Here is a 13,288-nt window from a genome sequence, read left to right on the forward strand (position 1 = left end):
AACTAGAAATGAATCTTGTTTCAACTCACTATGTTTATTGCAACGGATGGTTATAATGCATGCAATAATCACTAATAAATCATGGGTCCTTGCAATGTCGAATCAAGAACACACCACTCAACAAAATGTTGATCATCAAGAAATCGAAAAATTTGCCAATATGGCTGAGTCTTGGTGGGATCCAAATGGTGACTTTAAACCTTTACATTTGCTGAACCCATTGCGATTAAATTATATCGACCAAACCTGTGGTGGTTTGTTTGGTAAAACAGTCGTTGATATTGGTTGCGGTGGTGGCATTTTGTCTGAAAGCATGGCAAAAATAGGCGCGAAAGTGACTGGGCTTGATATGGGTGAAGCCCAAATAGAAGTGGCAAAACTGCATGCATTAGAAACTGGCGTGACAGTGGATTACGACACAATGACAGCTGAAGAGCATGCTGTTGTAAACCCTGCTAAATACGATGTTGTCACTTGTATGGAGATGCTTGAGCACGTCCCTGACCCATTATCTGTGATTCAAGCCTGTTGTGACATGGTAAAACCTGAAGGTTATGTGTTCTTCTCAACCATTAACCGCAATATGATGTCTTATATACAAGCCATTGTAGGTGCTGAATATGTATTAAAAATGCTGCCAGTCGGCACACACGATCACAGTAAGTTTATTAAACCATCTGAGTTAATAAATTTAGTAGATAAAACAGATCTAATTTGTCGTGATGCCCTAGGTATTACCCATAACCCATTATCGGGTGTATATAAGTACACTAATAAAGTTGACGTTAATTATATGATTGCCACTCAAAAAGTGGCTGACTAATTAATAGTTTTCATGGGTAGCATCAAATACGGTGCTGCCAGAGGCATAATGCTTCGTTGATAGAATTAGCTTTGACAAAGAGTGCTAATCCGTTTTACTCATTGATAAAGTGTCGATTACGTATCTAAGGGATGTATGAATTCGATTAAAGCAGTGTTGTTTGATTTAGATGGTACTCTTGCTGATACCGCCCCAGATTTGATTCATGCATTAAATTTAAGCCTACAAGAACGCGGCATTGAGTCTAAAAGCGTTGATGAATTACGTTACTCAGCTTCTCATGGAAGTTTGGCACTGGTTAAAGCCGGAGTGCCACACCTTGATGAAGCATCTCAAATTGAAATTCAACAATCCTTATTGGCCTACTACAAACTAGTCAATGGTGAGAAAGCGAAATTATTTCAAGGATTCGAAGCCTTCCTAACTTTATTGGATAGTCATAATATCCCATTTGGGATCGTCACTAATAAGCAAGCTAAGTTTACTCGCCCTCTAGTCTGTGCTTTAGGGCTGACTAAAAGGGCAAAAACGGTAATTAGCGGTGACTCAACTCAATATCCAAAACCACATACTGCGCCAATGCTATTAGCCGCTCAACAAATTGACTGTCTACCAGAGCAGATCTTATACCTTGGTGACGCTGAGCGTGACTTAGTCGCGGCAGAAAAAGCAGGTATGATTGGTGGGACGGCATTGTGGGGGTATTTGTCTGAATCTGATACACCGTCACACTGGCCAAGCCAACTTGAATTCGAATCAGTTCATGCGCTCCAGCAATACTTTCTAAATACTGTTCTCTAAACACTGTGCTCTAAAAACTGTTATCTAAACACTCTTCTCTAAGTACTGGGGCATTTTCATTCGTTTACCGTACTTTAAGACTAATTTTGACAGTGTTTTAATGGATTAAATAATATCAGTTTGGCTTAGCAAAACCTTTCTATATAGATCAAACTATTTTTTCAACAAAACAATCGATCGCTGAATATTGTAGCGATCAAACCGAACTCGTTCTTCGTTCAAAATTTAACCTAGCCTAATTATTCAAAGCGTAATTTGCGTTAGCAGGTTAGCTTTTACTAACTTGTTTCACTATACATAAGATATCCACAAGTTATTCAGTAAAATCTTGCTTGCAAAAGTACGCCAACCTCACTATCTTGTATGTATCAAATTTAAAAACACCATATCTTGTGTATGACATCACCACGAGACACTAGCTTAAAAAGCTCAGTATCTCGCTGTATCACTAGTATTTTTGTAAATTTAATGTTGTAAATGCTTTTGGATGATCGACTTACAAGGGAACGTAATGTGATTTATTGGCGATCGTAAGCAGTACGGTTAAACAAGATCCAAATAATAAATTACACCAATAAATATAGAACCAAGGTCTCTTTTTAATGAACAGCAATATGACAGTCACTAAACGTAGTGGCGAGCGCGAAACAATCGATTTAGACAAAATTCATCGCGTTATCGAATGGGCAGCAAAAGGACTGAATAACGTATCAGTCTCTGAAGTAGAATTACGATCACACCTGCAGTTTTTTGATGGTATTCCAACTGAAGCTATTCATGAAACTATTATTAAAGCCGCTGCGGATTTAATTTCTCCAGAATCGCCAGATTATCAATTTCTTGCTGCACGCTTAGCTGTTTTCCATCTTCGTAAAAAAGCCTTTGGCCAATTTGAGCCTCCAAAGTTAGTCGACCAAGTTAACCGTTTAGTAGAAATCGGTAAATACGATAAGCACATCGTTGAAGACTACACAGCTGAAGAATTAACCATTCTTGACGGCTATATGGATCATTGGCGTGATATGAACTTTTCATATGCTGCAGTTAAGCAGTTAGAAGGTAAGTATCTAGTACAAAACCGTGTGACTAACGAAATATACGAGAGTGCCCAGTTCCTTTATATTTTGGTCGCTGCATGTTTATTCGCTAAGTATCCAAAAGAAACCCGCCTTGACTACATCAAGCGCTTTTATGATGCGGTTTCTACTTTTAAGATTTCATTACCTACGCCGATTATGGCTGGTGTACGTACGCCGACTCGTCAGTTCAGCTCTTGTGTATTAATTGAATGTGATGACAGCTTAGATTCAATCAATGCTACAGCCTCTTCAATCGTTAAATACGTTAGCCAACGTGCTGGTATTGGTATTAACGCTGGGCGTATTCGTGCATTAGGAAGCCCAATTCGTGGTGGAGAAGCATTCCACACCGGTTGCTTACCATTTTACAAATATTTCCAAACAGCCGTTAAGTCATGTTCACAGGGCGGTGTTCGCGGCGGTGCAGCAACCTTGTTCTATCCAATTTGGCATCTAGAAGTTGAATCTCTGCTGGTACTGAAAAATAACCGTGGTGTTGACGATAACCGTGTTCGTCACCTTGATTATGGTGTGCAATTAAACAAACTGATGTATCAGCGTTTAATTAAGTCACAAAACATCAGCTTATTCAGCCCATCTGATGTGCCTGGTTTGTACGATGCATTCTTTGCTGACCAAGTTGAGTTTGAACGCCTTTATTTGCAGTATGAAGCTGACACTAGCATTCGTCGTAAAGAGATTAAAGCGGTTGAATTATTTTCACTAATGATGCAAGAACGTGCTTCCACTGGCCGTATCTACATTCAAAATGTTGACCATTGTAATACGCACAGCCCATTCGATCCGAAAGTTGCACCAATCAAACAATCTAACCTTTGTTTAGAAATTGCCTTGCCAACTAAGCCAATGAAAAACATTGAAGATCCAAATGGTGAAATTGCCCTTTGTACTCTTTCAGCGCTAAACCTTGGTGCAATCAATGATTTATCAGAGCTAGAGCCTTTAGCTGATTTAGCCGTTCGTGCTTTGGATAACTTACTCGATTACCAAGATTACCCAATTATCTCTGCGCAACTTGGTTCAATGAATCGTCGTACGCTAGGTATAGGTGTAATTAACTTTGCAAATTACTTAGCAAAGAATGGCATGAAATATTCTGATGGCTCAGGTAACAACTTGACTCACAAAACCTTTGAAGCAATTCAATTCTACTTATTGAAAGCGTCAATGAACTTAGCCAAAGAGCAAGGTGCATGTCCGTTATTTAACGAAACGACTTATGCAGAAGGTATCTTGCCAATTGATACTTACAAACGTGACTTAGACAAAATCTGTGATGAACCATTACACATGGATTGGGAAGGATTACGTAGCGACATTAAAGAGTACGGTTTACGTAACTCAACGTTGTCAGCATTGATGCCTTCAGAAACCTCTTCGCAGATTTCTAACGCGACCAACGGTATTGAACCACCACGTGGATTAATCAGCGTTAAAGCAAGTAAAGACGGTCAGTTAAAGCAAGTAGTACCAGATTTTGATGAGCTTAAGCATCAGTACGAATTGCTTTGGAATATGCCGAACAATAACGGTTATTTAGAATTAGTCGGGATTATGCAGAAGTTTATCGACCAAGCAATTTCCGCCAACACTAACTACGACCCTACTCGCTTTGACGGTCAAAAAGTTCCAATGCAAACCTTGCTTAAAGATTTGCTAACAGCCTACAAGTTAGGGGTAAAAACCCTTTACTATCACAACACTCGTGATGGTGCATCAGACAACTTAGACGACATTACTGTAGTCGAAAAAGAAGATGACGATTGTGCCGGCGGCGCTTGTAAAATTTAATCAATAATTAGCATATAATTGCGGGGGCTTTCCCCGCTTTTTTGGGATATATAAATGGCTTACTCAACTTTTTGTCAAACACCGAACAATCCAATGAACGAACCAATGTTCATGGGCCAATCAGTTAATGTTGCGCGTTACGATCAACAAAAATATGAAGTTTTTGAAAAGTTAATTGAAAAGCAATTATCTTTTTTCTGGCGCCCAGAAGAAGTAGATGTAAGTAAAGATAAAATCGATTATCAAAGTTTGCCTGAGCATGAAAAGCACATTTTCATCTCAAACCTTAAATACCAAACGTTACTTGATTCTATTCAAGGCCGTTCACCAAACGTTGCCCTTTTGCCGTTAGTGTCGTTACCTGAATTAGAAACTTGGATTGAAACTTGGTCATTCTCAGAAACCATTCACTCACGTTCGTATACCCATATTATTCGTAACATCGTTAACGATCCTTCGGTTGTATTTGACGATATCGTTGTGAACGAAGAAATTCTGAAACGTGCTGGTGATATTGCTCAGTACTATGATGACCTCATTGAGTTAACTCAAGTATTCAATCTGCATGGTGAAGGCACGCACACGATTAATGGTAAAGAGATAGCTGTTAGCTCTCGTATCCTTAAAAAATCACTTTACCTGTGCATGATGTCAGTCAACGCTTTAGAAGCGATTCGTTTCTATGTCAGTTTTGCCTGTTCATTTGCTTTCGCGGAACGTAAGTTGATGGAAGGTAACGCTAAAATCATTCGCTTAATTGCTCGCGATGAAGCATTGCACTTAAATAGTACGCAGCACATAGTGAATATCATGCAAGGTGGTAAAGACGATCCTGAAATGGGCGAAATCGCTAAAGAATGTCACGATCAAGCCTACGATATTTTTTATAAAGCGGCTGAACAAGAAAAAGAATGGGCACAATACCTATTCAAAGATGGTTCAATGATTGGCTTAAATGAACAAATTTTATGTCAGTATGTTGAGTACATAACCAACCAACGTATGAAGGCTGTTAACTTACCGCAGCCCTACCCAGAGCAAACTAATCCACTGCCTTGGATGAAAAACTGGTTAGAAAGTGACGCTGTTCAAGTAGCGCCGCAGGAAGTTGAAGTTTCATCATACTTAGTGGGACAGATTGACTCTGCAGTCGACAGTGATGAGTTCTCTGATTTTGACCTATAAGCACAATTTTAAAAAAGCGCCCATTGTCAGTTTAAATGGCGAACCAGTGTTGCTGTTCAACCAGCAGCAACACACACTACTTGAAGTATTAGAAACTAAAAAAGTAAATATTTTCTCTGAATGTAGAAATGGTTTTTGTGGCGCTTGTAAAACCAAGGTCAACAAAGGCAGCGTCCGTTACCTTACTAAGCCACTGATTGAGCTTAAACAAGATGAATGCTTACCTTGTTGCTGCGTACCTGATACAAATCTAGATCTAGATTTGACCACAGATGAGCCCAGTAACTTATATGTTCAACATAACAAGTCTGTGGTTTTCTTAGATTAAGCTAAGGTGAGTTGTCTTAAAAAAGCACTAACCTTTGGCTTTCTTTGCCTCATTAAACATTTTATCAACTTCACCAAACATCCAATTCATAATATTACCCGCCCCTTTATCGCGACGCTTTACCAATCCCATTTCGATCAATAACGAATCTGGAATGTGATAACAACTCAATTCTTTAATTTCACCAGAATACCAAGACGAGTCAGCAATGTGCTCAGGCACTAGCGCCCAACCTAAACCTCTTATGACCAAAGACGTAATATAGTAATAGCTATCAACATGCCAACAGTTTGCCGAAATGGGCTTACTCTGGGTTTGTAAATCACATATAACCAACTGTCGATACTGATTCAGTTCAGCGATATTGGGAGTCGCAACATTTGCTAGCGGATGATTTACCGAAACAATCAAAGATTGATGAAAACTGTCTATGCTAAAAAACTCAAGTCGCTCACAGAGTTGTTCATTGCGAAACAAAATACCTAAATCTGCTTTGCCATCATCAACCCATTGAGCAATGTCATCTCTTGAACCATTCAAAATAGTCAGTTTTAACAAAGGGAATGTATTGGCCGTTTTATCAAAAAAAGCTTCAAATGTAGAAATTGGTACAGCTTCGTCAATAGCAATAGTCAATGCAAGCTCATCCTCTGTTTGCACTGTCATTGCACGTGAATTTAATCGTTCACATTGTGCTAGTACTGCTTTCGCTTCGATGAACATCTGTTCGCCTTGCTCGGTAAGTACTGGCATACGCCCTGTTCTATCGAAGAGTTTAAAACCTAAATCTATTTCTAAATTGGCTACCGCAGTACTCACACGAGACTGCGCTTTACCTAATGAACGCGCAGCAGAGGAAAATGATCCCATATTCGCCGCTGCAACAAATGCTTGTAACTGTTCTATAGACCAGTTCATGTTGACTCCCGCTAAAATACTATCCGAAATTCGGATAGTTACTAACTTTATTCTATCTTATAAATAGCCATAATGGACAACATTAAGTCTGTAAATTTATTTGAGTGTGTAGAATGTCTAACCTTATTTCAAAACCATCAAGTTTGACGGTCAGCCAGCATTTCTGGAAATATGCCATCCCTTCTATTGCTGCTATGCTCGTCAGCGGCTTATATCAGATTATTGATGGCATTTTTGTTGGTCACTATGTGGGTTTTGAAGGTTTAGCTGGGATCAACATGGCTTGGCCAGTAATCTGTTGTATCGCCGGTGTTGGAATGATGATTGGCATGGGCGGTGGTAGTTTATTATCCATCAGCCGTGGCGAAAATAAACCCGAAGACGGACAGCGTGTATTAAATAATGCCATCGCACTAATTGTGTTGTTAAGTATTGCTGCTGCCGTATTCATTCACCTCTGGGGTGAATCGTTATTATTGTTACAGTCAGCTAGCGGCGCTAACTACACCATGGCAATGGACTATATTGAAGTATTTGCTTATGGTGCATTCTTTACTGCAGCGGCAACAGCTTTACCGCTATTAGTACGAAACGATGAAAACCCAGGTCTTGCCACAAAGCTTTTAATCGTTGGTGCCACGCTAAATATTGCATTGGATTATTTGTTAATTGCCGTCTATCCATTGGGCTTAAAGGGCGCAGCTATTGCGACATTAGTGTCACAAGCGGTAGTGGTGGTACTCGGTTTCAGTTACTTTTTCTCATCAAAAGCCAATACAAAAGCCAAACTTAATCTAAGTTCTATTTGCTTTTCTCAAATGAAACATATCATTGTGCTCGGTAGCTCCAGTTTGTTTATGTTTTTATACTTCAGTTTTATTATTGCATTGCACAACTATTTATTCATGAAGTTCGGCTCTGCTGTACATGTTGCCGCTTTTGCCATCGTAGGATACGTGGCTACCACCTTCTTTTTACTAGCTGAAGGTATTGCAAGTGGTATGCAACCACCTGTGAGTTACTACTACGGCGCAAAAGAAGTCAGCAATATCAAAGCGACGGTAAAACTCGCTGTTAAAGTCATTATGGTATTAGCCGTATCAACCGTGACCTTTATCAATGTGTTCCCTGAGTTTGTTATCGGTTTTTTTAGCAGTCAAGACCAAGCTTTAATGGCTGAAACCTTGATAGGAATGAGATTACATTTATTTGCTTTGGTGTTAGATGGACTTATTTTTATCGCTACCATGTATTTTATGGCAGTTAACCAAGGCGGTCGTTCATTAACAATTTCATTGGGTAATATGTTAATTCAAATACCCTTTCTATTAATGCTACCTTCTTTACTTGGGGTTAATGGCATTTGGTTATCAGTGCCTTTATCTAATATCGCTTTATGTATTATTCTGTCACCATTAATTTTCAGTGAGATTAAACGGATCAATCAATTAGGTGAGCAGCCAACAAAGAGCGATTTGCATACTTTCAGTGAACTTAACGCCTCTTAATCGATGCATGGATAAAATATTGCTCCGCAGTTAATGCTCATTACAACTTGATAAAATAAACTCGCCATATACATCCATTATGTGGCGAGTGTAGATTCAGCATTGTCATAACCCTTCAAAATCCTTCAAAATCCTTCATAACCTGCCATGAAAAAAAGTGGTATTTAATCCGCTCGTCTTCAGCTCAAAATGCCTACTATTTACAAGCTTAAGTACTAAGCAAAAAGTTATTAGCAATCAGCAATATTCATCTTTGGCATACAATTTTACACTTTTAGTGTTCAATAACTTCGACTTATGTTAGTTAGTTGTTAATATCCACTGGCGTAAAATAAGATTAAATCATTATCTAAAATGGATTAAAACAACAATAAATAGGGACAATCATGATTAAAAAATCATTGAAATGGTTAGGACTTGGCACGTTAGGTGTTGCCACTATTGGTGCCAGTTTCGCTGCCCATGAGTGGTATGCCGATAAACCATTTATGTTTAGATCTTATCTAGATCGCCAAATGGTTAAGATGGCTTTTAAAGATCCTGAAGGGTTAACCTCTCTTGGATTTCTCGAGTCAGTTGGTATAAAAGGACATAATGCTCACCTTGATGATGTCGATCCATCTAACAGCAAAGCCATGTTTGATGAAATGAAAAGCTTTCGTGATGGCTTGCATCAATATGAAAATAATAATTTAGATGAAAATCAGCTTATATCGAAACAAATAGCCCTATATTTGACAGGTCTTATCGATGATTTCGACAAGTTTCAGTATCACACCTATCCGGCAAATCAAATGTTTGGCATTCAAAGTGGCTTCCCAAGTTTTATGGAGTCATCACATCAAGTGGCCACAGTTGAAGATGCCGAAAACTATCTTTCAAGAATGGGTGAACTAAACCGCAAATTTTCACAGTACCTATTAGCACTTCAAGAGCGTGAAGATCGCAATATCATTCCGCCACGCTTTGTGATTCAGCGAGTGCTTGATGAAATGCATGGTTTTGTTGCAACACCTGCAAATGAAAATATTCTTTATACTTCGCTTGTAACAAAATTTGATGCGACTGAAGAAATATCAGACGCTGAAAAAGCTAGACTCCTTGCGCAAACAGAGCAAGCGATTATAGATTCAATATATCCCGCCTATGATTTATTCATCAATTATTTTGAAGCATTAAAACCCAAGGCTGGCACTGACGATGGATATTGGCATTTACCTCAAGGCGAGCAAGCCTATGCGTTAGCTTTAAAACTGTTTACTACAACAGATTACACCCCTGATTATATTCATGAATTGGGTTTAACCGAAGTCGCGCGTATCCAAGCAGAAATGTTAGTTTTATTTGAGCAAGAAGGCATTGATACCAGTGATGGCTACCTTGCAGCAATGAACACGTTTTCTGATAAACCAGAATATTATTATGAAGACAGTGATGAAGGTAGAGCTCAAATCCTCGTCGACTACCAAACCATACTGGATGAAATTAATGACGGTCTAGATGACAGTTTTAACATTCGCCCAAAAGCTGGCATGGAAGTGGTTAGAATACCTGAGTTTAAAGAAAAAACAGCACCAGGAGCTTATTATCAAGGCCCATCATTAGATGGAAGTCGCCCAGGGCGTTTCTTTGCAAATCTATATGATATAAAGACCTCACCTAAATATGCTATGCGTACATTAGCCTACCATGAGGGCATTCCAGGACATCACTTTCAAGTATCCATTGCTATGGAACTTGAAGGTATGCCTTTGTTGCGCAGATTTGCACCTTTTACAGCTTACTCCGAAGGTTGGGCGTTATATGCTGAGCGTTTAGCTTATGAGCAAGGTTTTCAAAACACACCAGCAGATAACATAGGCCGCTTAACAGATGAGTTATTACGTGCCGTTCGCCTTGTCGTCGATACTGGCTTGCATCACAAACGCTGGACTCGAGAAGAGTCGATAGCATACATGAGCGCTAATACTGGCCGTGCGGAGCGTGATGTCATATCAGAAATTGAACGCTATATTGTCATGCCAGGCCAAGCGACATCTTACAAAGTTGGCATGATGAAAATTCTAGAGCTGCGACAGAAAGCTCAAGATAAACTCGAGGATAAATATGATATTCGTGAGTTTCATGATGCGGTGCTGAAAAATGGTGCAATGCCTTTAGATTTATTGGAAACAGTCATCGATCAATATATAGAACAAAGGCTACAACAAGCTTAGAACTCATTAAAATGTAACAATAAAATAAAAGAAAGGACTGCAAATGCAGTCCTTTCTTTGTTTTATAGTTCTGTACTGAATGTCTTAGCCGTAAGTGTAGCTAGCACCTAATCCTAATGGGAATCCGATTGACCAATAAATTAATAACCACGCACTCCAAATCGACAGTAGCGCCAAGCTAAACGGCAACATCATTGATATCAAAGTGCCGATACCAATTCCCTTCACGTAGCGTTGACAATAAACAACAACTAATGGAAAGTAAGGCATTAATGGCGTAATAATATTGGAGCTTGAATCACCAATACGGTAAGCCGCTTGCGATAAATCGGGGCTGATATTAAGTTGCATTAACATAGGTACTAGCACTGGACCAATCAACGCCCATTTAGCAGATGAAGAACCCACAAACAAGTTAACAAAGCCCACTAGTAAGATCATACCTACCACAGTCACTTCTGCAGGTAGATTTAAGGCTTTAAGCCCACCTGCACCTTCAACAGCAATTAATGCGCCTAAGTTCGATGCTGAAAATGCTGCTACAAACTGTGCACAGAAAAATGCCATCACAATATAGTGAGACATACCACTCATTGACTTAGACATGGCTTGTACAACATCTGCTGAAGTTTTGAAGCTTCCAGTCATGTAACCATAAACTAAACCCGGCAACATAAAGAAGATAAAGATTAGCGGAACAATCGATTGCATTAGCGGTGCGCTAAAACTAGTAAGTGATCCATTAGCATCTCGTAATGTCGACGTTTCTGGAATGGCGAGTGAAAAGAAACCTATAATTGCAGCTAACATCACAGCCGAAGCAATCCTAAAAGCTTTCATTTCTTTCGCACTAGCTTGATCCATCTTGGGTAAGTCAACTTCATCACGGTTAACTTTATGAGATTTATTCAATCTAGGCTCTAAGATTTTATCGGTTAAATACCAAATAACTAACGTAATAGGAATACAAGAAGACGCAGCAAAAAACCAGTTATTCAGAGGGTTTACTTGGATATCAGGATCAACAATTTGTGCTGCTGACTGAGTAAAACTTTGCAATAATGGGTCGATACCTGATGGGATAAAGTTGGCACAAAATCCACCAGATACTCCAGCAAACGCTGCCGCAATACCCGCTAATGGATGTCTTCCTACGGTGAAAAAGATAACCCCTGCTAAAGGAATAACCACTACATAACCTGCATCTGTAGCAGTATGAGATATAATCCCCACAAGCACGACAGCTGGCGTCAGGAACTTAGCGGGTGTAACTTTTAGCATTTGCTTTAATGCAGTATTAATAAAGCCTGATTGCTCAGCAATACCCACACCCAGCATGGCAACTAACACAACACCTAATGGCGCAAATGCGGTAAAAGTAGTTACCATTGAGGTTAAAAAATGGGTTAACGCATCTGCGCTCAATAAATTATTCACTTCAATAGGACTGTTTGTACGAGGATCTATCGCTTCAAAACTCACGCCTGAAAGCAGCGCAGAAATCCCCCACACAGCAAACATCAAAATTAAAAACAACATCGCTGGATCAGGTAATTTATTACCCACTCGTTCAATACCATCTAAAGCTCTACCTAAAAAGCCAGGCGCTTTTTCTGCAGATTCACTTTTTATTGTCATCACTTCCTACCTTGTCAGTTTTCGGCAAATCTCTATGCCAATGATATAATTATCATTACACAGAAAACCCACTCGAATCTGCTTAATATATTTTTTAGCCTTCAAGAATAAGCAATCAATCTGTAATTAAACTTAAATTCAAACTTAAGTAGTACATTAAGCAAGCAGTTAATTACACTTTTAATGGTTACTTAGAATATCAATCTTAATTACTTTCACTGTGTAGCAAACGATCTGTCATCTAAGTAATAAAAAAGGGAACAACGCTCCCTATTTATTAGAATATTGAATAGCCCATTACCAAGGCAATGTTTGACCATTAGAGTGTTTAAACACACCAGAAGATGCCATATCCAAGTCATTAATCAGCCCAACAATCCGACTTGCTGATTCAACCGCTGAAATATCTCCACCATGATTAACCATATCAGTCTGCACGTAGCCTGGATGATAAATACCAACAGCTATATTTTTATCAGCAAGATCATGACTTAACGACATTGAAGCCGCATTTAATGCCGCTTTCGACATGCGATAACCATAACGTCCGCCAGAAGTATTATCTTCAATAGAGCCCATACGCGAAGTGATCATCGCAACTTTACTGCCCGGATTAAGTTGATTTTGCAGTGAAGCAACAACCCTAAGCGGTGCAACGGCATTGACTTCAAACTGTTGTCTGATGGTATCTAAATTAAGATGTGATAATTGCTCATCGCGTAAAATACCTGCATTGCAAATAAGAATATCAATAGCCACACCCGCAAGCGAAGTGTGCATATTATGAATCCCCTCATCTGTCGCAACATCAATTTGTGTAATCACATTAATATCCAGTGCTTCTAATTCATCAGAAGTGTGGCGACACAAACCAAATACCTTACATCCTTGTTGCTTAAATAGTTGTGCTAAAGCTAAACCGATACCTCGGTTAGCCCCTGTAATAACAACGTTAGACATTACAATACCCTTAAAATCTT

Annotated in this window: 10 protein-coding genes; 7 read left to right on the top strand and 3 right to left on the bottom strand. The window is 39.2% G+C overall.

Annotated elements, in window-relative coordinates; all coding sequences use genetic code 11:
- Positions 1–94: 94 nt before the first annotated feature.
- From ubiG to yfaE, 5 genes are all read left to right on the top strand, one after another.
- The gene (gene ubiG / locus LMH66_RS04710) at positions 95–823 is read left to right on the top strand and encodes a bifunctional 2-polyprenyl-6-hydroxyphenol methylase/3-demethylubiquinol 3-O-methyltransferase UbiG (RefSeq protein ID WP_229368748.1); all 729 of its coding nucleotides are present in this window, start codon (positions 95–97) and stop codon (positions 821–823) included.
- Positions 824–958: 135 nt separating this feature from the next.
- Positions 959–1,624, top strand: coding sequence for an HAD family hydrolase (locus tag LMH66_RS04715; protein WP_229368749.1), 666 nt, complete (start codon positions 959–961; stop codon positions 1,622–1,624).
- 602 nt (positions 1,625–2,226) lie between these two features.
- Entirely contained in the window at positions 2,227–4,515 is a 2,289-nt protein-coding gene (gene nrdA / locus LMH66_RS04720) for a class 1a ribonucleoside-diphosphate reductase subunit alpha (protein ID WP_102527379.1), read from the top strand.
- Between the two features lie 54 nt (positions 4,516–4,569).
- A complete protein-coding gene (nrdB, locus tag LMH66_RS04725; RefSeq protein ID WP_102527380.1) occupies positions 4,570–5,700 on the top strand; it encodes a class Ia ribonucleoside-diphosphate reductase subunit beta in 1,131 nt (376 codons plus the stop codon).
- Positions 5,675–6,028 (top strand): class I ribonucleotide reductase maintenance protein YfaE, encoded by a 354-nt coding sequence (gene yfaE, locus LMH66_RS04730; RefSeq protein ID WP_102527381.1) that lies wholly within the window; start codon positions 5,675–5,677, stop codon positions 6,026–6,028. Before nrdB ends, yfaE begins: the two co-directional genes overlap by 26 nt.
- A gap of 27 nt (positions 6,029–6,055) precedes the next feature.
- On the opposite strand, the gene LMH66_RS04735 is transcribed toward yfaE, so the two are convergent.
- Positions 6,056–6,946: a LysR family transcriptional regulator gene (locus tag LMH66_RS04735; RefSeq protein WP_102527382.1), complete on the bottom strand. Its 891-nt coding sequence runs from the start codon at positions 6,944–6,946 to the stop codon at positions 6,056–6,058.
- 113 nt (positions 6,947–7,059) lie between these two features.
- Here LMH66_RS04735 and LMH66_RS04740 point away from each other — a divergent pair, with 113 nt between their 5' ends.
- Together LMH66_RS04740 and LMH66_RS04745 are read left to right on the top strand one after the other, a co-directional pair.
- The gene (locus LMH66_RS04740; RefSeq protein WP_229368750.1) at positions 7,060–8,454 is read left to right on the top strand and encodes an MATE family efflux transporter; all 1,395 of its coding nucleotides are present in this window, start codon (positions 7,060–7,062) and stop codon (positions 8,452–8,454) included.
- 386 nt (positions 8,455–8,840) lie between these two features.
- Positions 8,841–10,670, top strand: coding sequence for a DUF885 domain-containing protein (locus tag LMH66_RS04745; protein ID WP_229368751.1), 1,830 nt, complete (start codon positions 8,841–8,843; stop codon positions 10,668–10,670).
- Between the two features lie 84 nt (positions 10,671–10,754).
- On the opposite strand, the gene LMH66_RS04750 is transcribed toward LMH66_RS04745, so the two are convergent.
- Both LMH66_RS04750 and LMH66_RS04755 read right to left on the bottom strand, forming a co-directional pair.
- A complete protein-coding gene (locus tag LMH66_RS04750) occupies positions 10,755–12,308 on the bottom strand; it encodes an AbgT family transporter (protein WP_229368752.1) in 1,554 nt (517 codons plus the stop codon).
- A gap of 297 nt (positions 12,309–12,605) precedes the next feature.
- The gene (locus tag LMH66_RS04755; RefSeq protein WP_229368753.1) at positions 12,606–13,268 is read right to left on the bottom strand and encodes an SDR family oxidoreductase; all 663 of its coding nucleotides are present in this window, start codon (positions 13,266–13,268) and stop codon (positions 12,606–12,608) included.
- Positions 13,269–13,288 lie beyond the last annotated feature (20 nt).

Origin of the sequence: Shewanella sp. 10N.7 (assembly GCF_020806285.1) — a bacterium.
GTDB classification, from domain to species: domain Bacteria; phylum Pseudomonadota; class Gammaproteobacteria; order Enterobacterales; family Shewanellaceae; genus Shewanella; species Shewanella electrodiphila.

Bases quoted from the DNA above. Each gene is read 5' to 3' on its own strand.
- LMH66_RS04735 (WP_102527382.1), bottom strand. From the start codon at position 6,946: ATGAACTGGTCTATAGAACAGTTACAAGCATTTGTTGCAGCGGCGAAT.
- nrdA (WP_102527379.1), top strand. From the start codon at position 2,227: ATGAACAGCAATATGACAGTCACTAAACGTAGTGGCGAGCGCGAAACA.
- LMH66_RS04750 (WP_229368752.1), bottom strand. From the start codon at position 12,308: ATGACAATAAAAAGTGAATCTGCAGAAAAAGCGCCTGGCTTTTTAGGT.
- yfaE (WP_102527381.1), top strand. From the start codon at position 5,675: ATGAGTTCTCTGATTTTGACCTATAAGCACAATTTTAAAAAAGCGCCC.
- nrdB (WP_102527380.1), top strand. From the start codon at position 4,570: ATGGCTTACTCAACTTTTTGTCAAACACCGAACAATCCAATGAACGAA.
- LMH66_RS04715 (WP_229368749.1), top strand. From the start codon at position 959: ATGAATTCGATTAAAGCAGTGTTGTTTGATTTAGATGGTACTCTTGCT.
- LMH66_RS04755 (WP_229368753.1), bottom strand. From the start codon at position 13,268: ATGTCTAACGTTGTTATTACAGGGGCTAACCGAGGTATCGGTTTAGCT.
- ubiG (WP_229368748.1), top strand. From the start codon at position 95: ATGTCGAATCAAGAACACACCACTCAACAAAATGTTGATCATCAAGAA.
- LMH66_RS04740 (WP_229368750.1), top strand. From the start codon at position 7,060: ATGTCTAACCTTATTTCAAAACCATCAAGTTTGACGGTCAGCCAGCAT.
- LMH66_RS04745 (WP_229368751.1), top strand. From the start codon at position 8,841: ATGATTAAAAAATCATTGAAATGGTTAGGACTTGGCACGTTAGGTGTT.